Origin of the sequence: Labrenzia sp. THAF82, from assembly GCF_009363435.1 — a bacterium.
Classification (GTDB): Bacteria; Pseudomonadota; Alphaproteobacteria; order Rhizobiales; family Stappiaceae; genus Roseibium; species Roseibium porphyridii.
Map to the genome: position 1 here is coordinate 4,457,068 of NZ_CP045354.1, position 21,848 is coordinate 4,478,915.

The window sequence follows — 21,848 nt, forward strand, 5'->3', positions numbered from 1 at the left end:
AACAAACCTCAGATCTTGACCAGTCTGCGGCGCAGAACAAGCAGGATGACAGCGTAGATCAACAGAAGAGCCAGCAAAGCAACAGCAATAGCCGACGCGTATCCGAAATCGAGCTTTCGGAAAGCCGTTGTGAAGATGTATGTCGATAGGATCTGCGTGGAGTTGGCAGGACCTCCACCGGTCATGACAAAAATGAGATCAGCGAAATTCGCGATCCAGATCGTTCTCAGCATGACGGTGATGGCAATCATAGGCGCCAGGAATGGCAAGGTGATCTTGGTAAAACTTTGCCAGGCTGTCGCGCCGTCAATTTCAGCTGCCTCATAGAGTTCGCCGGGGATCGACTGCAACGCAGCCAAAAGCGTGATGGCAAAAAACGGAACCCCGAACCAGACATTCGCAGTGATCGGGCCCCACATTGCAAGGTCGGGATCACCTAGGATGTTGAAAGGCTCAGACAAGATGCCGAGCGCGGCCAGCCAGTGCGGCAACGGGCCAATCGTCGGATTGAACAGCCAGGCCCAGGTCAGGGCCGAGAGAAAAGTCGGCACTGCCCACGGCAGAAATACGAGCGCCTGAACCAGGCGTTTGCCGTAGAAACGGGTATTTAGGAGAAGTGCCAGCCCCAAACCCAGAAAGAACTGAAAGAAGATCGACCCAAGGGTCCACCAGAAGGTGTTCTTCAGCGCCAGCCAGAATTTCCTGTCCGACCAAAGCGCCTGAAAATTTTCCGTTCCGACCCAGCCTGTTTCGAACGGGCGCAGCAGCGATACGGATTGAAAGGCATAAGACACTCCGATAACCAATGGCACCAGCATCACCAGTGCAATTAGCACAAATGCCGGCGCAATATAGAGATACGGTTCGACCAGGTATCGGAAATAGAAAGAAGGCCGCGCCCGGGGTTTCCCGGGCGCAGGTGTTGCAGTCGACATCATTGTGCAGCTTTCCAGCGGGCATATTCTTCGGTCAGAAATTCAGCCCATTTGTCAGCGACTTCCTGAGCGCTGATTTGACCTAACAAAGCCTCCTGACTGCTTTCCAAGGCGATGGAATCTGCAAAATATCCGAACTGTTCCAGGTAGGTCGGCATAACCGTTGGAACATACTGGTCTCCGTTCAGGGTATCGAACCAGCCCTTGAACTGTTCGGTCTTGAAATATGGATCTTGCTCAGCGCCCTCATGGATCGGGATAACGCCCACACGCTTTGCCCATTCCTTGTTGGCCTCCGGGCTTGCCAGATGCGCAATCAACTTCCAGGAAAGATCCTCATTAGACGTTGTGTCGAACATTGCCCAACCGGCGAAACCGATTGTCGGGAAAGCTTTACCTGCCGGCCCGACCGGCATGGGAACAACAGCAAAATCGTCGGCCTCCATGCGCTCGGCCACTGCAATCAGGGCATCAGGGTCCTGATCAAGAAATGCGCAAGTTCCCGAATAGAAACCGGCCACAATCTCATTAAACCCCCAACTTACGGAATCCTTCGGTGCATATCCGTTCTGGTAGAGATCAATCAGGAATTGGATCCCTTCCACCGAACCCGGCTGGTTGAGCGTGCTCTTGCCGTTTTCGTCAAAGAAGGTGTTATTGCCGTTCATGGTGGCGGCCATCATGATCCAGCCATTCAGGCCACCCGGCCCGCCACGAAGACAATAACCATACTTGCCATCAAGCTCGGACACCGCCTTGGCCGCGGCCATGAAATCGGCCATGGTCTTCGGCGCTTCGCCCACACCCGCCTCTTCCAACAGTTTTTTGTTGTAGAACAAGGCGCGGAGGTAGAACCCGTAGGGGATCATTCGCACGGTTTTGCCGTCTGTCTGCCGCCCCATGTCGATTGTCTTTTGGGTCAGCGTTTCACCGTGTTCCCAGTCAGCAATCCGGCTGTTCAGATCAACCAGCTTGTCCTTGTAGATACCGGCCCAACGATCCGGCATTTCGACCACGTCAGGAATGTCTCCCCCTGCAACCATGGTCGCAAACTTTTCGAAGGCCTGCCCCCATGGCAACGACACGATTTCCACTTCAGTTCCAGGATTGGCGGCTTCGAATGCCTCAACCTGTTGCTGCAGGACCTTGGTTCGCTCCGGACTGGTGATCACTTCCACCAGTTTCAGGCTTTCCGCGCTCGCCGCTGAACTCGCCATTATGGCAAGTGCGCTAATAGCTCCTATCAATCCCCTCATGATCAACTCCACTGTTTCGGGTTTCGTTTTTGGATACGCCGCTTATCGGTGGGCGCTTGTGCTCAGGGCCGCTTCGAAGTCAGCCCAAAGATCATCGGGGTCTTCCAACCCCAGGCTCAGACGAACAATCCGGTCGGAGACGCCAAAGCGTTGCATTGAATTTTGTTCGCCCGCCTGTTCGAGGGCGATTTTTGTCGGCAGGACCAAGCTCTCAAACCCGCCCCAGCTCACGCCAAGACGAAACAGGTTCAAGGTGTCTGCGAATGCGGGAATGTCCACGGCACCATCGAGTTCCACCGACATCAGGCCAGAGCGACCGGTCAGTCCTGGAACAACATTCGGGCCGGGCGAAAGCACTCTTTTCACAAGCGGGTGCGCAGACAGCTTGTCAACGAATTGATTTGCGGTGGCCTGGTGTTGATGCATCCGCGCTGTCAGCGTTCTTAGTCCGCGCGTGAGCAAGAAGGCCTCAAATGGCGCCAGTTTGCCACCCAACAGCGCGAGCGACAGCTCACGGATCTGGTCAATCAGGTCCTGCCTTGCAACCACGACACCCGCGACCGTATCTGAGTGGCCTGAAAGATATTTCGAAGCGGAGTGCAATACGATGTCGATGCCGAGCGTCAACGGCTGCTGGAAAAGCGGTGTTGCCCAGGAATTATCGATCATCGTGAGCGTTTGATGACGTTTGGCATGGGCAGCGACGGCCGGAAGATCCATTGCCTCAAAAACAACTGTGTTCGGGCTTTCCAGATAGGCAAGACGCGCACCTGCAAGCAGATTTTCATCCGTCTCGAATGCCTCTACAGAATGATAGGTCACCTCAACGCCGAACGGGCGGAGCAGCTTTTCGAAGAACCGGTAAGCATCCGGATAGACATGCTCAACACAGGCGATCCGGTCGCCGGGCTTCACAAATGCGATGACGGCAGAAGAAATCGCAGCCATACCGGAAGCAAAGGCAACCGCTGCCTCCCCTTCTTCTGCCTTGGCGATCAGGTTTTCGAATGCAGAGACCGTGGGGTTCTGGACACGGGTGTAAAGCGGATCATCGGACCGCCCCGCCATCCGCTCCGCGAAAGCATGGTAGTTGTCAAATGTGAATAGTGATGTCTGCATGATTGGCGGCGTTACAGCCCCACCAAAATCGGTTGCAGCGGCAGCAAGTAGCGTCTGAATGGAATAATTTCCGGGCACAGAGTCAGCCATCGTGTTCCTCGGAAAAATTCTGAGTTGCAGTACACACCATATCGATGATGGTCGCCGTCAGTTCTGCCGCCCTATCCTCATCTCCGGCAATGATCGCGTCGGCAAGCGGACGGTGAAGTGGAATGGTCTCCTGGCCCAGATGAGGCGTCCCAAATGGCGTTTCGTAGATGTCGTGAAAGGCTTTCTGGATCTGCTCGATAAACTGCTTGAAGAGCGGATTTCCAGTCGCCTCGTGAATCGCATTGTGAAAACGGCTGTCGGCGGGCCGCCAGTCTTCGCCGACTTCGTAAATTGCCATCAGCTCCGCTGCCCGCGCGCTGATGATCCGGCGCTGCTCGGGCGTTGCAAGCCGGGTAGCGATTCTCACAGCCTCTATCTCGAGTGGACGACGCACCTGCTGCATTCGCAAGAGGCTTTCGGCTTCGTGCTTGATCGTCAGGGCAACCCGTAGCGTGTTTCTGGATATCTCGGAGATCAGGCGGGTGCCGGCCCCTTTGTTCCGGCTGACGACCCCCATGCTTTCCCAGGTTTTCAAGGTTTCGCGGATGGTCGAGCGACCAAAACCAAGTCTTCGAACCAACTCAAGCTCGGGCGGCAGCCTGTCTCCAACCCGCAGCCCTTCGTCTTCGATCAATCTGATGAGAGCTCTGGGCACGTCACGAGGACCGTCTTCGCGGTCTGCGTCGATATCAGCGTGCACTTTCTTTGGGTCTGCCGACATGAGTCGATGCTGCCTTTTCTCGTTCATTGATAAGCAACGCAACTTTGTCAGACATAATACGAACTATGTCTGACATTGCAAATTCTTTGTCTGACATAGTTTAAATTTTGTCGGACAAAGAATTCTTGCCTAGCGAATGAACGGCAGAAAACCGGCCTTTTGCCATCAAAATGGCTGACGTAACAACAAGTCGGGTATTGATGAAACACAATGAAGCTTGCGCAGAATCGTTCATCGCCGGACCAAATGGCACCAGCGCATTAATGCGCAGACTCGATTGGATCAAAGTGTTGGTGGAAGACCTGAGGCCAGGTACAGGACCGTCAAATCAGATACAGCGCCCCCCATCGACCTCCATAGCGACACCCGTAACCATGCCGGCCTCATCCGAACATAGGAAACACGCAGCGTTGCCCATGTCCTCCGGCGTCGAGAAGCGGCCAATTGGAATGGTCGACAGGAACTTGGCGCGAATTTCAGGGGTGTCCTCGCCCATGAAACTTTTCAGGAGCGGTGTTTCCCCGGCAACCGGACAAATCGCGTTGACCCTCACCCCGGCGGGAGCCAGTTCCACGGCCATTGTCTTGGTTGCTGTAATCATCCAGCCCTTGGAGGCATTGTACCAATTGAGCTTCGGGCGCGGGCTCAAACCCGCGGTCGAAGCCACATTCAAGATAGCGCCCTTACCGGCTGCGGTCATGACGGGAACCAGGTGCCGGGCTGTCAGATAAACCGACTTGCAATTGACGGCCAACACCTTGTCAAACTCGTCCTCCGTCACATCCTGCATTGGCTTTGGAAGATGGGTAATGCCAGCATTGTTGACCAGGATATCGACCCGCCCGAGGTTGGCCAGCGCGGTTTCGGCAAGCGATTGAACGCTTTCGTTGCTCGCGACATCGACCTTGACTGCCTGACCACCGGTTTCTTTTGCGACATCCTGCGCGAGATCCAAGTTCAGATCTGCAATCAGAACACTGGCACCTTCGGCCGCAAATTTACGCACAATTCCGGCTCCAAAGCCTGAGGCACCGCCCGTTACGATTGCCGTTTTTCCCTGAAGTCTCATATGCGCGTTTCCTTCAAATTCGATGTCTGGCCTGGCATGGCTCAGCCATGGTAGGCAGCGACGGTTTTGAGCGACGTGAAGCCATAAAGGGCTTCAAATCCCTTTTCCCGGCCATGGCCGGACTTGCCCATTCCCCCGAACGGAAGTTCAACACCTCCACCCGCTCCGTAGTTGTTGATGAACACCTGGCCTGTCCGAATTTTCTTAGCCATGCGCATCTGTCGCGCACCGTCGCGTGTCCAGACACTGGCGACCAGGCCGTAGTCAGTGCCGTTGGCAATCGCAGTCGCTTCATCTTCGGTGTCGAAGGGAATGATCACCTGGACAGGACCAAAGATTTCGTCCCGTGCCAAGACGTGAGAGGGATCGACCCCTGCAAAGAGCGTCGGCTTGACGTAATTGCCCTCTCCAGGTGCGTCCAGAAACCGTCCCTCTGCGACCTTCTCCAGATCGGCACCACGATCCAGGAAACTTGAGACGATGCCCTGTTGTTTTGCTGAAATGAGAGGACCGACATCAAGGTCCGCCAATGCCGGTCCCACTTTCAAGGCACGGTACTTTTCAGCCATGCGCTCAGCGACTTCAGCCAAACGGGATCTTTGCACCAGGATGCGCGACGATGCTGAACAGGTCTGTCCGGCGTTCTGGATCCCCGCATTCACAAGAAATGGCAGGGCAGCCTCAAGATCCCCGTCTTCGAAGAAGATCTGGGGCGACTTGCCGCCAAGCTCCAACGTCACGGGAACGACATTTCTTGCGGCAGCCATCTGGACTTGAACACCCGTTGCCACGGATCCTGTAAAACTGATGTGCTGAACATTCGGGTGGGCTGTGAGCGCAGCTCCGGCCTCAGACCCAAGACCTGGCACCACATTCAACGCCCCCTCCGGAAGACCAGCTTCCCTTGCAAGATCGGCAAAAGCCAGCGCAGTGAGACAGGCATCCTCCGCCGGTTTCAGGACGCAGGCATTTCCAACTGCCAGGGCTGCGCCAACCGACCGTCCTATGATCTGCATGGGATAATTCCACGGCACGATGTGGCCCGTAACCCCAAAAGGCTCACGCAAGGTGTAGACTGTATAACCATCCAGATAGGGGATGGTCTCGCCGTGGAGCTTGTCGGCGGCGCCGCCGTAAAACTCAAGATAGCGGACGAGAGCGACCGCATCATTGCGCGCCTGTTTGAGCGGTTTGCCGACGTCCAGTGCCTCGATGCGAGCCAGATCCTCGATGCGATCCTCTACCAGTTTGCCGAGGCGAAACAGAAACCGGCCACGTTCGGCAGCCGTTGTTCTTCCCCAATCGCCTTTGCGCGCTTCATGAGCTGCCGCAACTGCTGCATCGATGTCAGAAGCCCTTCCTCGAGCGATCGCCCCTATCCGTTCACCATTTGACGGGTTCATGAGCGGGAGGCTGTCGCCACTCGCACAGGAGATCCATTTTCCGGCGATCAAGCACTTTTCAGGGTCAAACCAGAGATTCAGGTTTTCAGTCATCATTCCTCCTCACACGGCACCGACCGGCAGAACCGGCGCCGCGGCGACAAGCTGTTTCGTATAGTCGTGACTTGGATGATCGAAGACCGCATCTGTCGGCCCGTCCTCAACGATCTCTCCCGATTTCATCACCAGCACCCGATCGGTAATGGAGCGTACGACGCTCAAGTCATGAGAGATGAAGAGATAAGTCAGATTGAACCGATCCCCGAGATCAGCAAGAAGGTCGAGCACCTGGGCACGCACCGAAACGTCCAGGGCAGACACCGCTTCATCCAGGATGATCAGGTCTGGTTTGATGATCAAGGCTCGTGCGATCGCAATGCGTTGGCGCTGACCACCACTGAACTCGTGAATGTACTTGTGCCGGTCTTTTGCGCCCAGACCAACGCTCTCCAGTGCTTCAACGACAGCGTCTTCTCGTTCCTGCCCGCGAAAAGGTGTCTGAAGCAGGTGAAACGGCTCGCTTACCAGCTTCTCAACACGCCAACGCGGATTGAAACTTCCGTATGGATCCTGAAAAACCACCTGCATGCGCCGCCGCACATCCTCGTTGGCGTGGTGGTGGGTGAAGACCGGCTGACCGTCAAAAAGAATCTCACCACCCTGCACTTCTTCCAGTCCGAGAATGGCTCGGGTCAGCGTCGATTTTCCGCAACCGGATTCGCCGACAAGACCCAGGCTTTCACCGCGCTGTATTTCGAAGCTCACGTTATTGACGGCCCGAAAATGCGTTGTCGCTCCCCACCAGCCGTGAACATGTTGCTGATAGTCTCGCACGACATTGCGAACCTGGAGCAGCGAGGTCTCGTGTTTCTCCCCAACCCGATCCGGCACGTGGCTTGAAGCTTCCAGCAGCGCTCTTGAATAGGGATGCTGCATGGCACCGAAAAGCGCTTGAGCGGGACCGCTCTCCACCACCTCGCCCTGCTGCATGATCACCAGGTCATCAGCAAGGTCGGCAACGACTGCCAGATCGTGACTGATCAGCATCAGACCCATGTTGTCTTCCGCTACCAGGCGCTTCAACAAATCCAGGATCTGCGCCTGTGTCGTCACATCGAGCGCCGTTGTCGGTTCGTCGGCAATCAGTAGTTTTGGTTTCAGAGCAATTGCCATGGCAATCACCACACGTTGGCGCTGACCACCGGAGAGTTCATGCGGGTAGCGTGACAGCGGAAACTTTTCTTGCGGCAACTCTGCTCGTTGCAAAGCTTCTGCCGCGCGCTTCGTCGCCTCCGCTTTCGATACGTTCTCATGCACCAATATCGTTTCAGCGACTTGTGCGCCGATGGTCTGCAATGGATTGAGAGCGGTCATCGGTTCCTGAAACACCATGCCAACGTCCCGGCCTCTGATGCCGCAAAGCTCCGGTTCGCTGCAGGTAAGGATATCCGTGCCGCTCAGCCTGATGCTTCCGGTGCACTCAGTCCCGTTGGGCAAGAGCTGCAACACACTGAAAGCGGTGATCGACTTGCCGGATCCGCTCTCACCGATCACGCCCAGAATACGTCCGGGGTCAACGGTAAGCGACACGTCCTTAAGGATGGGCGTGTCATGGATCGTCAGCGAAAGGCGATCGATCTTGAGGAGAGTCACGTTCTGGCCCTCCTCAGTTTGGGGTCGAGAAGATCGCGCAAACCGTCACCCAGAAGGTTCAGTCCAAGTACGGTCAGGAGAATGGCCAGTCCGGGAAACAGAGCCAGATGCGGCGCAAAGGAAATCATTGTCTGGCTGTCTGCCAGCATACGGCCCCAGCTGGCTGTAGGCGGTTGAGCACCAAGGCCAACATAGCTGAGACCGGCTTCAGCAAGGATTCCCAGCGAAAACTGGATGGTACCCTGAACAATCAACAGGTTGGCCACGTTTGGCAAGATGTGTTCGATGGAGATGCGCGCCTGTCCCTTGCCTGCAACCCTGGCTGCCAGAATGTATTCCCGGCTCCACAGCGTGAGCGCTGCGCCGCGCGTCAGCCGAGCGAAAACCGGGATATTGAAGATACCGATTGCGATGATCGCATTCAGCGCCGATGCCCCGAATACAGCAGTAATCATCACGGCGATCAGAAGGCTTGGAAACGCAAAGACGAGATCATTCATCCGCATGATGACCTCATCCAGCAACCCGCCCTTCCGTGCAGCTGCTGCCAGGCCCAGTGGAACACCGGCAATCATGCCGATGCCGACAGCCACTAATGCAACGGCAATCGACGTTCTTGCCCCCACCATGATCATGCTGAGGATGTCGCGTCCGAACTGGTCGGTACCGAGGGGATGGGCAAGGCTCGGGGTCTTTAATTTCTCGGCAATATTCAGAATGGTCGTGTCGTATGGAACCCAGGCCAAGCTGATGAGGGCTGCAGCTGCAAAGACAGTTGTCAGAATGATCCCCGGTAAAAACGAACGATTGTGGAACAGAAGGCTCATTCAGCGACGCCTCCGCAACCGTGGATCAACAAGCGCGTAGGCAAGATCCACGGCGAAATTCACAACAATCACCGCAAAGACGAGCAGCATTACAACGCTTTCGACCACGATCAGATCGCGCGCGCTGATCGCCTGAAAAACGAGACGCCCTAGGCCTGGCAGATAAAAGACATTCTCGATAATGATCGCACCTGCCAGCAAGAACGAGAACTGTAGGCCCATGATGGTCAGGACTGGGATGAGTGCGTTGCGCAGCGCGTGCCGCCACATCGCCTGGGCACGGGTCAGCCCCTTTGCGCGAGCTGTCCGGATGAAGTCTTCACTCAATGTGTCCAGCAAGCTGGATCGCATGACACGGGTCAGGATGCTTGCCTGAGGAAGCGCGAGGGCAATTGCCGGCAATGTCAGCGATTTCATCCCGGCAAGAAACCCTGCATCCCAGCCGGCAAAACCACCGGCGGAGAACCAGCGCAAATTGATGGCAAAAACCAGAACCATCAGCATTGCGAACCAGAAATTGGGTATTGCCACGCCAAGCTGGGTCGCCCCCATGACGCCGGTATCGACAAAGGAACCTCGGTGCGATGCCGCCCAGATACCGGCGGGGAAAGCAATCAGCGTACTCAAGGTCAGTGCGTAAAGTGCGAGCGGCAGCGAAACCCAGAGCCGGTCTCCGATCATCTCCGAAACAGGCGTTCTATAGGTATAGGAAACGCCAAAATCACCCGTCAGGAGACCTCCTGCCCAGGAGAGATAACGTTCCAGTATCGTTCCGTTCAGGCCGAGCTGCTCACGAAGCGCATTCAGCGTATCTTCCTGCGCGTTCAATCCGAGCATGTATGCAGCCGGATCTCCCGGAACAACTTCCAAAGCCAGGAATATGACCACTGACGCCGCAACAAGGCTGAGCGCAAGAGACAGCAGTCTTTTCAGAAAATACCGCAGCATGACCCTGTCACACGCCAACCGGCGACATACAGCCGGAGCGATTGCAATAAAGTGTATCTGGAAACGGGCGCTCGTCGATCATGCGAGCGCCCGCGATGCGAGGTCAGATCAGTCTTCCCAGTAGACTGCTGTCAGGTCAGTCGCTTGCGTGGGTTGGTTTTTCCAAAGGCCCTTGATCTTGGCATTGGCAACTGTCGGGAATGCAAGCTGGAAGAGGTATCCGTTGACATAGTCTTCGGAGATCATTTTCTGAGCTTCCTTCAAGAGCTCAGAGCGTTTTTCCGGATCATTTTCAACGGTCAGTTTCTCAAACAGTTCCTTGAAGGCAGGACTGTCGTAGTTGAAGTAGTAATCCGGGCGGGCATAGATACCGATATCCATCGGCTCGGTGTGACTGACGATGGTCAGACCGAAATCCTTTCCCTTGAACACCTGTTCCAGCCACTGAGCCCATTCCAGATTGCTGATTTCGGTTTCAATACCGACCGCGCGCAATTGAGATGCGATGATCTCGCCGCCCCGGCGGGCATAGGAAGGTGGCGGCAGCTTGAGCGTGGTGGAGAAGCCATCGGCGAACCCGGCTTCCGCCAGAAGCTCTTTCGACAACTCCGGATCGTACATACTCAGGCCCGTCAGATCGACATAGTCCGGGTTATGTGGCGCGAAGTGTGTACCGATTGGCGTTCCGTAACCGAACATCGCGCCATCAATGATCGCCTGCCGGTCGATTGCATGCGCAATGGCTTTGCGAACCTTGGGATTGTCTAGCGGTGGCTGCTTGTTGTTGGTCGACAAGATGGTTTCACCTTCAGTCGAACCCACCAGCACCTGAAACCGTGGATCGGCTTCGAACTGCGGCAGATTTTCAGGCGCTGGAAACCCCACAAACGCATTCACGTCTTCCGCCATGACAGCTGCGAAAGCTGCTGTCGGGTCTGAAATGAACTTGAAGGTAACGTTGTCCAGCTTGGCGGGTGTTCCCCAATAGTCCGCGTTTTTTTCCAAGTCGATCCTATCGCCCTGGACCCAATTGGAAAATTTGAAGGCACCGGTTCCGATCGGGGTGGACTTGATATCGGCTATGCTCTCAGGCGCAACGATGACTGCGTCGCCCCATGCCAAATTGAACAGCAAACTCCCGTTCGGTTCCTTCAGCGTGACCTTGACCGTGGTCGGGTCGATGGCCTCGACGCTTTCGATGCCGGCGAAAAGAGCTTTTTGAGCATTTGCACTGTCTTCACCACGTGCACGGTCCAGGCTGAATTTGACATCCTCGGCGGTCAAGTCGGACCCGTCATGGAACTTCACGCCCTCATGAAGTCTGAACGTATAGGTCTTTCCGTCTTCGGAGATGCTCCAGCTTTCCGCCAGCCCCGGGTTGACCGAACCGTCGGGTCCGAACCGCGTGAGCCCCTCGAAGACATTGGAATAAAGAACGGAATCGATTGCTCCGGCAGCGGCACTGGTCGGGTCCAGATGCGGCGGTTCCAATTGCATGGCAACGACAATGTCGCTCTTGGCATGAGCCATGGAAATTCCCGCAGCCAATGCCAGAACGCTGATCAGTCCACTCCCTAACTTCGTCAAACGCATAGCTCTCCCCTTTGTCGGTGCCGCGACGCTACGGCTTTGCAAGAAGCTCCAAAAGCGAAAGGCCCATTACCTTTGCTGAATCGAGCATATCTTCAACGCCTACATATTCGTCCGGCTTGTGCGCCAGATCCAGTATCCCCGGGCCGTAGGCAATGCAGTTTTTCAACTTGCCGATCCGGTCGATGTGTTTTTGATCGTAAGTTCCAGGACTTACGACATATTCCGCTTCCTTCCCCATCGTCTGCGCGATCGCCTTTGCGACCGTTTTGACCACAGGTGCGTCCTTGTCGGTCATGGTCGGCAGGACGCGATGCAATTCCTTCAGGTCATATCGAAAATTTTCTCTTTTCTTTTCAACGTCTTCAAGAATATCCTTAATCTCAGCCTGAACATCTTCAATCTTTTCTTCAAGTAAAAAACGACGATCTATCACCACACGGCAGCTGTCTGGCACACAAGGACTGGGAAGGCCTGTGAAATCTTCGTCGCCCTCTGACTGACCGCCATGAATTGAGTTTATGTTGAGTGTCGATTGACGCGCTCCTTCGGGAACCACCGGCATATCGGTTCGTTTCTGCGCAAGAGCGGGAAAAAGATTCTCCTCCATCTCCTCCAAAACAGCTCCCATGTGCCGGACAGCGCAATCGCCCAGAAATGGCATCGATCCATGCGCAATCTCACCGTGCGTTTCAATCTCCGCCCACCATACGCCTCTGTGTCCCAGGCAAATACGATCCTTGTTGAGCGGCTCTGGAATAATCACATGCTGGACGCGTTCCGGGCTGAAGTATCCCCTTTCCGCCAGATAGGCGACGCCTCCGTAGCCACCGGACTCCTCATCCGCAGTTCCGCTGATTTCGATTGAGCCGGAAAAGTCAGGGCAAACCGCCAGAAATGCTTCTGCCGCGACGATGCTTGCAGCCAGCCCTCCTTTCATGTCGCAGGCTCCACGGCCGTAGATTTTCCCATCGATTAGTTCGCCGCCAAACGGGTCCTTGGTCCAGCCGTGCCCGACATCCACGACATCGATATGGCTGTTGAAATGAACGCACTCGCCAGGACGATTTCCTTCACGCCGCGCAACGACGTTCCAGCGCGGATACTTCTCGCTATCGCCTGGTGTCCCATGTGCACGGATCAACTCGACCGTAAAACCGGCGTCATGCAACCGATTTGAGATGTATTCGCATATCTCGAGATAGTTTTCGCCAGGGGGGTTCAGGGTTGGAATACGCAACAGATCCTGTGTCAACGCGATCAGGTCTTCCCGTCTGGCATCGATTTCGGTGTTCAGTCGATCCGATAACGGCATTCTACGCCTACCCTTTTGAACAGCAAAGAAATACTATGCTATCGTCCAACTACGGTGCCAATACCGTAGGAACACGGTAGTCATGACCCCACTGGATGAACTCGCCTTCGATTGTGCCCCGATGGGTCTTGCCCTCACGGAACACCGGATTATCCGCAGCTGCAACAACACCTTTGCGCAGATGTTCGGCTATCAAAAGTCAGATCTGGTCGGACAAAGTTTCCGCGTGCTTTACGGAACCGATCAGGAGTTTCACCAGATCCGTGACATCGGGCTTGAACCCTTGCGCCAGTCCCAGCCCTATACAGATGAGCGCCTGATGCGTCGTGCAGATGGATCTGCCATATGGTGCCGGTTTCGTGCGCGCACGCTGACCCCCGAGGTGCCGCTAGCCCGCATCGTCCTAAGCTTCGCGTTGATCGACAACACACCAAGCGGTCCACAACTGACGAAGCGAGAACGGGACGTTCTGCTGTTGTTGTCACAAGGTCAGACCAGCAAGGAAATGGCATTGGTTCTAGGCCTGTCGCCCAGAACCGTTGAAGACGTTCGGGCGCGCCTCTTGAAGAAGTATCAGGCCAAAAACGTTGCGGTTTTGCTTAGCCGGTTTTCCGGCAGGCAAAGTCAGAAACCCTCGCGCTAAAGCTTCTGTCTCCTGCACGTTCGAGCTTCCACTTCTCTGGCCCGAACTCGAATATCTGACGGCGTGGCTACATCACCGCACCGATCTGCCAGGGAACGAATTCGACACCGCCAAAGCCAAGCTCTTCGCTCTTGGACTTCTCGCCGGAGGCAATTCTGATAATCGTTTCAAAGATCTCGTCCCCCTTGGCCTCCAGGCTGACATTTTCAGAAACGATGTCACCACAATTGATGTCCATGTCTTCAGACATCCGCTGATACATCTCACTGTTAGTGGCCAGTTTGATGCAGGGCGTCGGCATATAGCCCGAAACAGAGCCCCGACCGGTCGTAAAGACGACAATGTTTGCACCTGATGCGATCTGACCCGTCACCGAGCAGGGGTCAAAACCGGGGCTATCCATGAAGACAAAGCCCTTCTTGTCGATACTCTCGCCGAATTTGTAGACATCGACCAGAGGTGCCGCGCCCCCTTTTGCTGCAGCACCGAGCGACTTTTCCAGGATGGTCGTCAACCCGCCGCGTTTGTTGCCAGGTGACGGATTGTTGTCCATTTCACCACCGTTTCTGGCTGTATAGTCTTCCCACCAGCGCACGCGTTCAATCAGCTTTTCGCCGACATCGACGGAGACGGCCCGGCGCGTCAACAGATGTTCCGCTCCGTAGATCTCTGAAGTTTCCGACAAGATCGTCGTCCCGCCATGGCGCACCAGCATGTCTGAGGCCAGACCGAGCGCGGGGTTGGCCGTTATACCGGAATAGCCATCGGACCCACCGCATTGCATACCAACGGTGATTTCGGAAATCGGAGCAGGCGAGCGTACAGCTTCATTGGCAAGTTCGGCGAGCGCCTTTAACTCGGCAAGCCCTGCATCGATCGTCTTTCGGGTTCCGCCGCTCTGTTGAATGGTCATATACCGCAGATCGCCGCCTGTCCGCATTTTCCGGTCACCAACAAGGTCCGCGATCTGCATCACTTCACAGCCAAGTCCGATCAGGAGAATGGCCGCAAAATTCGAATGTTGCGCATATCCTGAAAGGGTTCGGAACAAGGTGGCATAGCCTTCATCACTTGAAGACATGCCACAACCGGTACCGTGCACAATCGGCACAATGCCGTCGACATTCGGGTAGTCATCGAGCAATCCGGACTTTTCAGCCGCCTCGGCTATGAACCTTGCGACCGAACCTGAACAGTTCACCGACGTCAGTATGCCGATATAGTTGCGCGTGCCGACCTTACCTGTTGAACGCCGGTATCCCATGAACGACCGCTCGCTGTTTGCAGCCGGGAGCGGCTGCGAAGCTTCTGCGTGCTGGTAGTCGCGATTGTGCTGACCCATTCCAAGATTGTGAGTGTGCACATGTTCACCGGCCCGGATATTCCGGGTTGCCTGCCCGATGATCTGGCCATAGCGGATGATATGGTCACCCTTGTCTACATCCTTACAGGCAATCTTGTGCCCTTGTTGAATCTGCCCCGGCAGAGGCGTTTCGATGTGTGTTGCCACTTCCCCGGCTGCAATGTCCTGCAAGGCAACGACAACAGTATCTTGAGCATTCAATAGGATCGTATTCGGCCGAGCTTGCGCCACACTTGTCTCCCCAAAGTCTTTCCAGGCGCGAGCACCTTCGGCCCTGACGGTTATCTTGACAAGGCACTCACGTCAACTAACATGTTAGCATTCATATACGGAACTCTTATGCCCCCAAACGCCGAACGCGACCTATCGCCTTACGTCCTGCCAGATATCAGAAAGCTCAAGGGTTCATTGGCCCAGCGCGTCTATGAAACCTTGCGTGCCGCCATATTGGCCATGGAACTTCCTCCGGGCACGCTTTTGAAAAAACAGGAAATCTGCGCGCAACTTGGCGTTTCCCGGTCACCTGTAACTGAAGCAATTACCAAGCTCGCCGGTGAAGGGCTGGTAGAGGTTGTTCCCCAATCCGGTTCGCGGGTCACCCGGTTTTCCATGCCTGAAATTCGTGAAGGTGCTTTCCTGCGCGAGGCGATTGAACTCGCCGCCGTTGCGCGTGTCGCCACCGGGCGCACAGATGAACAACTCTCGGAACTGAACCGAAATCTCCGCCTTCAGTCGCTATGTCTGGAAGACAGGGATGAAGCCGGATTTTATCGGGAAGATCAGCGTATGCATGACCTGATCTTTGAGTTTACCGGCTATCCGAAACTGACTGCTATTGCTGTTTCCGGCTGGGTTCAGGTCAATCGTGCGCGCCGCTTGCTGCTTCCGATACCGGGTCGCTCGCACCAGGCATTCGAAGAACACTGTCAGATCATCGAAGCGATACAGCAACGAGACCCTGAAAAAGCCCGCAACGCGATGCTGAAACACCTGCGCGATCTTGTAGAGCGCCTCGAACCGCTCAGGCAGTCAAGACCCGATCTTTTTGACTAGACTGTCGTAAGCCAGAAGGCCTGTTGTGCACCCATCTCCTCTTCCGCTTGTTGCAAACGGCATTTCGGTCTTGAGGTTAGAGTTCGCGAAATGTCAGACCAGATCAGGCGCGACCCGGATCAAACACGCTTCGGAAGTTCCTTTGTCCAACTGACGAAAAGCTTCCTCCACCATAAGGTCTGCGCGCTGGCGGACCATGCGCAGCGGAAACCGCGACAGTGTGGCGAAGGGGTCATGGTCAAAACAGCCGAACGTTGATCGTGAAATATCTCCCTCTGGCAGTCGCGAGAGAAAACGCAGAACCCCTTCAAAACAGCCGATTGAATTCACAAACAAACCCGCAGGCAATTGCCCAAGGTTCGAATAAAGCTCGGCAAGTGCCTCTTCGGCCTTTTCGCTTTCATAGCCGCAGGCCAATATCTGACCAGTATCAAACAGAACCTTGGCTGCTTCTGCCTGCTGGCGGAACCCCTGAATACGGTCTGCCGAAGCTGGCAGGCTCGATTCACCACCGAGAAAATAGAGCCATGTGGTCGGATCGGTTTCCGACGGCAAATCCATCTCATCCAGAAGCGTCTTTGTCAGCATCGCGGCACCGCCTGTGTTGTCGGTGACGATGGACGGCGCCTCGCTGCAGGGATGATCGACAAAAACATGCCTTATGCGTGCCTTGCTGCAGGCACTGGCCAAACTTAGAGGTTCCGTTGCACCGGCAATCATCAAAAGGTCAACGGAATAGGCAATCAGGCTTTCGACTGACGTGAGCTGAGCGTCCGCATCACGTCCCGCATGCACAATTGCCGGGCAAAGCCCGCGCGCATGTGCCTCCTTGGCGAATTGTTGGCTCAGCTCGGCAAAAAACCGGTTTTCATGGTCCGGCAAAACCATGCCGGCGAGTCCAGACTCCGCTTTCCGCAAACCCCGCGCCTGAAGGTTGGCCATATAGCCCTCTTCCTGCGCGATCCGCTGGATTCTGTCGACCGTTTCCTTCTTCAGTCGTCGCTGTTTCCATTTGCCGTTCAGAGCCGCAGACACCGCCGACGGAGAGGCGCCCGCCTTCTGTGCGATGTCGTAGATCGTGCTCTTCTGTCTGGATTTCACGCGACAGTGCCCTTCAATTATTGCGTCACGAGCAGCTTGACTGAACTTTTCTTTCTGCTTAACATTGCTACATCGATTGAGCAACTTGTTTTTTGCCCAGTCGAGCTTCGGCCAACTGGATTGGACCGGATGACTATGCGGTACCCGCGTGCCGCGCATGGGAGGAAAACATGAACAAACTAAAGTACGTCACAGCAGCGATTGCCTTGGTGGCCTGCGCAAGCACTGCCAACGCAGAAACTTCGATGGGTATTGTCGTCAAGATCGGTGGCATCCCCTGGTTCAACGCAATGGAAGAAGGCATCAAGGAGCGCGCAGCAGAACTTGGTGTCAGTGCGGAAATGATCGGTCCGACTTCGGCCGACCCTGCCCTGCAGGTCCGCGCGATTGAAGATCTGATCGCCAAGGGCGTCGATGTCATCGGCGTGGTGCCAAACGACGAAGCCGCACTTGAACCGGTTCTCAAAAAGGCGATGGATGCCGGCATCAAGGTTGTCGCGCATGAAGGCCCCGGCCTGAACAATGTCGACTGGAATTTCGAACTGGCATCAGCGGATGGTTTTGGTGAAGCCCACGCCAAACTGCTGTGCGAAAAAACAAGTGAGCCAGGCACATACGCAGTTTATGTGGGTTCTCTCACCGTGCCCCTTCACAACGCTTGGGCCGATGCAGGTATCAAGTGGATCGCCGAGAACTGCGCTGACAAGCTGCAGCCGGTCGGTGACCGCTATGGTGTGGCCGAAAGTGTGGATGACAGCCGTTCGACAGCACTTGACCTGATCGCGGCCAACCCGGATCTGCGCGGTTTCCTTGCCTTTGGCAGCCAGGGCCCCATTGGCGCAGGCCGAGCCATCGAGGAACGTCGACTGGGCGGCAAGGTCCACGTCATGGGACCGTTCTCGCCCGGCCAGGGCCAAAAACTCCTGAAGGAAGACGTTATTTCCGGCGGTTTCATGTGGAATCCGGCTGAAGCCGGTCGGGTGTTTGTCACGATGGGCAACATGCTGGTCAACGGTGACGAAATCGCCAGCGGTACCGAAATCGAAGGGCTCGGCGTTGTTGAGCCTGACGCGGAAACCCGCAACATCATCACGGACAACCTGCTTGAGATCAACAAGAGCACCGTGGATGATCTGGCCGCCAAGGGTCTTTAAGACCTCTTGCCGCTGAACCTGGGGACCCCGCGCAAAGCGGGTTCCCCGTCAGGCGCTGAAAACAACCATGACAACAGTTTCCGATACAGCCCACGCGCTGCGGCTTCGTTCCGTTTCGAAGACCTTCGGCGGCGTGAAAGCCCTGCAGTCTGTCGATTTCGAGGTGCGTGCGGGTGAGGTTCACTGCCTCGCCGGTGAAAACGGCTGCGGAAAGTCGACACTGATAAAGATCGTGACCGGTGTCTATTCCCCAGACCCGGGCGGCGAAATCGAACTGTTTGGAGAACGGGTCGGCACGACCTCCCCGACCAAGGCCAGAGCCCTCGGGATCGCTGTAATCTGGCAGGATCTTGCCCTCTTTCCCCACATGACCGTTGCTGAGAACATCGCATTCGACGAGATGGTGGGTGTCGCTCCTCGTCTCGCCTTCAGCGGTCGTTACAAGGGTCGCGTCAGGAAGGTACTTGAACGGCTGAACGTGTCACTTGATCTGGATACTCGGCTTGGCGACCTGCCGATTGCGCAGCGGCAGATCGTTGCAATCGCCCGCGCGTTAATGGGTGAAGCTCGGCTTGTTTTTATGGACGAGCCAACCGCGTCCCTGACACAAAGCGAGACCGACGCGCTTTTGAAAGTTGTGCGAACGCTCTCCGCGCAGGGCGTCGCCGTGGTTTTTGTCAGTCACCGGCTGGCAGAGGTCATCGATATTTCTGAAAGAGTAACTGTCCTGCGCGACGGCAAGCTTGTGGGCGTCTATCCGACTGAAGGCATGACCCAGTTTCGACTTGGCGAACTGATGACCGGCGCGCAGCTCGAAAATGTCGTACGGGCACAAGATCGGTCATCCGCTCTGCCCGTATTGGAAGTCAAAGCCCTTTCACGCCGAGACGAGTTCAAGGATATAGATCTTACCATTCGCCAGGGAGAAGTGCTTGGCCTGACAGGACTGATCGGAGCGGGGCGAAGTGAACTTGCGCATGCCCTAATTGGCATGAATACACCCGACCAGGGCGAAATCCGTCTTGCAGGATCGCTGATCCGCCTCCAGTCGATCCGCGACGCAATCGCGCGCGGTGTGGCTTATGTGTCGGAAGATCGATTGTCACTGGGGCTAATCCAGCCGCAATCCATAGCCGACAACACCGTCATCTCGGTGCTTGACCGCATTCTCGGTGCATTTGGTCTGATCTCTCCAGCGCGCCAATCAAGGCTGGTGCGGCACTGGATCGACGAACTGGCTGTCAAGATCGGAAAACCAGCTGATGCCGTCTCAACTCTATCCGGCGGCAACCAGCAGCGGGTCGTACTCGCCAAATGGCTGGCGACCGAACCGCGCCTCCTAATCCTCGACAGCCCGACTGTGGGTGTCGATGTGGGTGCACGGGCAGGAATTTTTCGCATTGTCCGAAAACTGGCGGATGAAGGCCTTGCGATACTATTGATCTCTGACGAAGTGAGCGAGGTCATGTTCAACGCAGACCGTGTTTTGCATATGGCTGACGGCAAGATCGTTGGGGAATACGATCCTCACGCCACCAGCGTGCAGGAATTGGAGGCGCTGATTTATGCGTGACCTCTTCCGCACCTACCCTGTTGAGGCGCGTCTTTCCGTCGTGCTTTTTCTGATGATCCTCGGCCTCTCGCTGGCAACAGACACTTTCCTCACACTCGGCAATATCACGTCGCTGCTCAACAACAACGCTGTCAATCTGATCTGGGCCGTCGGCCTTCTTGTGGTTCTGATTGCCGGGGGCATTGATATCTCGTTCGCGGTTGCTGCCTCGGTCGTACAATACGTCGCAGCACAGATTTTCATGGGGATCGGCGGTGGCAGCTGGGCTATCGGCTTTTTGGTCGCTGCGGCTCTGGGAATTGGTCTGGGGCTGGTCAACGCGCTTCTGATCCATGGTTTCCGGGTGATATCCATCGTCATCACCATCGCGACGTTCAACGCGTTTTTCGGCCTCTTGATGTTCTTCACCAAGGGGCGAAACATTTACAATCTTCCCGACTGGTGGACTGACCGGATCTTCATTTTTGAACGCCAGGCACCGGACGGAAGCTGGTCGGAGCTGAACCTTTCTGTTGCAGTCATGATCGCCTGCGTTCTGGCAACATGGGCTTTGATCCGGCTCACAACGCTCGGTCGCCAACTCTACGCCTTTGGCGACAATCCGGAAGGCGCGCGCCGCTCCGGCGTCAATATCTGGCAAATGCAGATCGTTGCATTCGGCTGGTGCGGGATGATGGCGGGTATTGGCGGCTTAATGCAGGTCAATATTGCCCAGGAGGTCGTGCCCAACGCGCTTTATGGCCGAGAACTGGACGTACTGGCAGCGGTCGTACTGGGCGGCGCGCGCCTTGGCGGTGGCCGTGGAACGGTTGTCGGTTGCATTTTGGGTGTGATGTTCGTTGCAATCACGCAAAACGGTTTGAACCTTCTCGGCATTTCTCCCTTCGCGTTCCAGATGATCATTGGTGCGGCAATCCTTGTTGCGATTTCCTCTTCAAACTTGTCCTTCCAACTCTGGAACAGGTCGCGAGACACCGAGGCGCGCTTGAAGGAAAACGCCACATGAGCCTAAGAGAGCGCATTCATGCCGTTGCCGGTACAGAAACGTTGCCGCTTCTGATTTTTCTCGGACTGGTGTTCCTGGCATTCTCCTTGGCAACACCGTTGTTTCTCACCGGGGCAAACCTCAGATCCATGGCATTTCAGATGCCTGTGCTGGGGTTGCTGACACTGGCCATGCTGGTACCCATTCTATCCGGCGGGCTGAACCTTGCGATTATTTACCAGGCCAACATATCCGGACTGGCTTTGGCCTGGACGCTGATCCAGTTTGGCGGCCCTGATGCCGGTATCGGAGCCTTTATCCTTGGCGTCACTCTTGCAGTGCTTGTCGGTGCTTTGTCTGGCGCGGTCATGGGGGCTGTTGTTGCCTATGTCGGCGCCCACCCCATTCTTGTTTCGCTTGCCATGATGATTTTTCTGCGCGGACTGGGAGAATTTCTGACCAGAGGCGGTGACATTTCAGGGTTCCCGGAATTCGTGAACATCCTCGGTCACGGCAGTCTTGCCGGCATTCCGGTTCCGATGATCATTTTCATCCTTGCCGCGATCGTCTGGCACATCATGTTGAAGCGCACGCGGCACGGGTTCTCGGTCTATATGGTGGGCTCAAACATCAAGGCCTCCGAGTATTCCGGCATCCATACCCGAAAAACCCTGGTCACGATCTATGCCATCTCAGGCGTTATTTGCGCGATTGCCGGCATCGTGATGGCGGCGCGTTTCAACTCAGTTCGTGTCGGCCATGGCGAGGCTCTTTTGCTTGTCACGGTTCTGGCATGTTTTCTAGGTGGCATCGACCCCTTCGGTGGCTTCGGCCGCGTCCTACCCGTGGCCATTGCCTTGATAATCCTTCAAGCGCTGTCATCGGGTCTGAACCTGATCGGGGCAAACCAACATCTTTCGACCGCAGTCTGGGGCTTGTTTCTGATCGCCGTGATGGCGCTCAGGTGGGTCGGGTTGCGATGGCGCAGCAGACAACGAAAAGGAACATGAC

Annotated in this window: 19 protein-coding genes; 6 read left to right on the forward strand and 13 right to left on the reverse strand. The window is 55.8% G+C overall.

Features of this window, described 5'->3' with window-relative positions; translation table 11 throughout:
• Nucleotides 1-8: 8 nt before the first annotated feature.
• The 11 genes from FIV00_RS20495 to FIV00_RS20545 all read right to left on the reverse strand — a co-directional run bounded on the left by FIV00_RS20495 (nucleotide 9) and on the right by FIV00_RS20545 (nucleotide 12,965).
• Nucleotides 9-935: a carbohydrate ABC transporter permease gene (locus FIV00_RS20495; protein ID WP_209007057.1), complete on the reverse strand. Its 927-nt coding sequence runs from the start codon at nucleotides 933-935 to the stop codon at nucleotides 9-11.
• Nucleotides 935-2,191, reverse strand: coding sequence for a sugar ABC transporter substrate-binding protein (locus FIV00_RS20500; RefSeq protein WP_152502496.1), 1,257 nt, complete (start codon nucleotides 2,189-2,191; stop codon nucleotides 935-937). The genes FIV00_RS20495 and FIV00_RS20500 overlap by 1 nt, the downstream gene beginning before the upstream one ends.
• Nucleotides 2,192-2,233: 42 nt before the next feature.
• Nucleotides 2,234-3,400, reverse strand: coding sequence for an aminotransferase class I/II-fold pyridoxal phosphate-dependent enzyme (locus FIV00_RS20505; protein ID WP_152502497.1), 1,167 nt, complete (start codon nucleotides 3,398-3,400; stop codon nucleotides 2,234-2,236).
• Complete coding sequence (locus FIV00_RS20510) at nucleotides 3,393-4,121, reverse strand: FadR/GntR family transcriptional regulator (RefSeq protein WP_152502498.1); 729 nt, start codon at nucleotides 4,119-4,121, stop codon at nucleotides 3,393-3,395. The genes FIV00_RS20505 and FIV00_RS20510 overlap by 8 nt, the downstream gene beginning before the upstream one ends.
• Before the next feature lie 328 nt (nucleotides 4,122-4,449).
• On the reverse strand, nucleotides 4,450-5,190 hold the full coding sequence (locus FIV00_RS20515; protein ID WP_152502499.1) for an SDR family oxidoreductase: 741 nt from the start codon (nucleotides 5,188-5,190) through the stop codon (nucleotides 4,450-4,452).
• Nucleotides 5,191-5,231: 41 nt separating this feature from the next.
• Complete coding sequence (locus FIV00_RS20520) at nucleotides 5,232-6,686, reverse strand: aldehyde dehydrogenase family protein (RefSeq protein WP_152502500.1); 1,455 nt, start codon at nucleotides 6,684-6,686, stop codon at nucleotides 5,232-5,234.
• Between the two features lie 9 nt (nucleotides 6,687-6,695).
• Nucleotides 6,696-8,285 (reverse strand): ABC transporter ATP-binding protein, encoded by a 1,590-nt coding sequence (locus tag FIV00_RS20525; protein ID WP_152502501.1) that lies wholly within the window; start codon nucleotides 8,283-8,285, stop codon nucleotides 6,696-6,698.
• The gene (locus FIV00_RS20530; RefSeq protein ID WP_152502502.1) at nucleotides 8,282-9,112 is read right to left on the reverse strand and encodes an ABC transporter permease; all 831 of its coding nucleotides are present in this window, start codon (nucleotides 9,110-9,112) and stop codon (nucleotides 8,282-8,284) included. Before FIV00_RS20530 ends, FIV00_RS20525 begins: the two co-directional genes overlap by 4 nt.
• Nucleotides 9,113-10,060 carry an ABC transporter permease gene (locus tag FIV00_RS20535; protein ID WP_152502503.1) on the reverse strand — a complete coding sequence of 316 codons (948 nt, stop codon included), beginning with the start codon at nucleotides 10,058-10,060 and terminating at the stop codon, nucleotides 9,113-9,115.
• 108 nt (nucleotides 10,061-10,168) lie between these two features.
• The gene (locus FIV00_RS20540; RefSeq protein ID WP_152502504.1) at nucleotides 10,169-11,653 is read right to left on the reverse strand and encodes an ABC transporter substrate-binding protein; all 1,485 of its coding nucleotides are present in this window, start codon (nucleotides 11,651-11,653) and stop codon (nucleotides 10,169-10,171) included.
• Nucleotides 11,654-11,681: 28 nt separating this feature from the next.
• Complete coding sequence (locus FIV00_RS20545; protein WP_152502505.1) at nucleotides 11,682-12,965, reverse strand: acetylornithine deacetylase/succinyl-diaminopimelate desuccinylase family protein; 1,284 nt, start codon at nucleotides 12,963-12,965, stop codon at nucleotides 11,682-11,684.
• 82 nt (nucleotides 12,966-13,047) lie between these two features.
• Here FIV00_RS20545 and FIV00_RS20550 point away from each other — a divergent pair, with 82 nt between their 5' ends.
• Nucleotides 13,048-13,608 (forward strand): PAS and helix-turn-helix domain-containing protein, encoded by a 561-nt coding sequence (locus tag FIV00_RS20550; protein ID WP_152502506.1) that lies wholly within the window; start codon nucleotides 13,048-13,050, stop codon nucleotides 13,606-13,608.
• 67 nt (nucleotides 13,609-13,675) lie between these two features.
• On the opposite strand, the gene FIV00_RS20555 is transcribed toward FIV00_RS20550, so the two are convergent.
• Complete coding sequence (locus FIV00_RS20555) at nucleotides 13,676-15,202, reverse strand: UxaA family hydrolase (RefSeq protein WP_152502507.1); 1,527 nt, start codon at nucleotides 15,200-15,202, stop codon at nucleotides 13,676-13,678.
• Nucleotides 15,203-15,310: 108 nt separating this feature from the next.
• Here FIV00_RS20555 and FIV00_RS20560 point away from each other — a divergent pair, with 108 nt between their 5' ends.
• On the forward strand, nucleotides 15,311-16,024 hold the full coding sequence (locus FIV00_RS20560) for a GntR family transcriptional regulator (protein ID WP_152502508.1): 714 nt from the start codon (nucleotides 15,311-15,313) through the stop codon (nucleotides 16,022-16,024).
• Between the two features lie 93 nt (nucleotides 16,025-16,117).
• On the opposite strand, the gene FIV00_RS20565 is transcribed toward FIV00_RS20560, so the two are convergent.
• Nucleotides 16,118-17,125: a substrate-binding domain-containing protein gene (locus tag FIV00_RS20565; protein WP_173006081.1), complete on the reverse strand. Its 1,008-nt coding sequence runs from the start codon at nucleotides 17,123-17,125 to the stop codon at nucleotides 16,118-16,120.
• Nucleotides 17,126-17,295: 170 nt separating this feature from the next.
• Between FIV00_RS20565 and FIV00_RS20570 the strand changes: the two genes are divergently transcribed.
• The 4 genes from FIV00_RS20570 to FIV00_RS20585 all read left to right on the forward strand — a co-directional run bounded on the left by FIV00_RS20570 (nucleotide 17,296) and on the right by FIV00_RS20585 (nucleotide 21,847).
• Nucleotides 17,296-18,279: a substrate-binding domain-containing protein gene (locus FIV00_RS20570; RefSeq protein WP_152502510.1), complete on the forward strand. Its 984-nt coding sequence runs from the start codon at nucleotides 17,296-17,298 to the stop codon at nucleotides 18,277-18,279.
• A 67-nt stretch (nucleotides 18,280-18,346) separates the two neighbouring features.
• Nucleotides 18,347-19,852, forward strand: a complete 1,506-nt coding sequence (locus FIV00_RS20575) for a sugar ABC transporter ATP-binding protein (protein WP_152502511.1) — start codon at nucleotides 18,347-18,349, stop codon at nucleotides 19,850-19,852.
• Nucleotides 19,845-20,858 carry an ABC transporter permease gene (locus FIV00_RS20580; RefSeq protein ID WP_152502512.1) on the forward strand — a complete coding sequence of 338 codons (1,014 nt, stop codon included), beginning with the start codon at nucleotides 19,845-19,847 and terminating at the stop codon, nucleotides 20,856-20,858. Before FIV00_RS20575 ends, FIV00_RS20580 begins: the two co-directional genes overlap by 8 nt.
• Nucleotides 20,855-21,847 (forward strand): ABC transporter permease, encoded by a 993-nt coding sequence (locus tag FIV00_RS20585; RefSeq protein ID WP_152502513.1) that lies wholly within the window; start codon nucleotides 20,855-20,857, stop codon nucleotides 21,845-21,847. Before FIV00_RS20580 ends, FIV00_RS20585 begins: the two co-directional genes overlap by 4 nt.
• The last annotated feature ends 1 nt before the right edge of the window (nucleotide 21,848 follow it).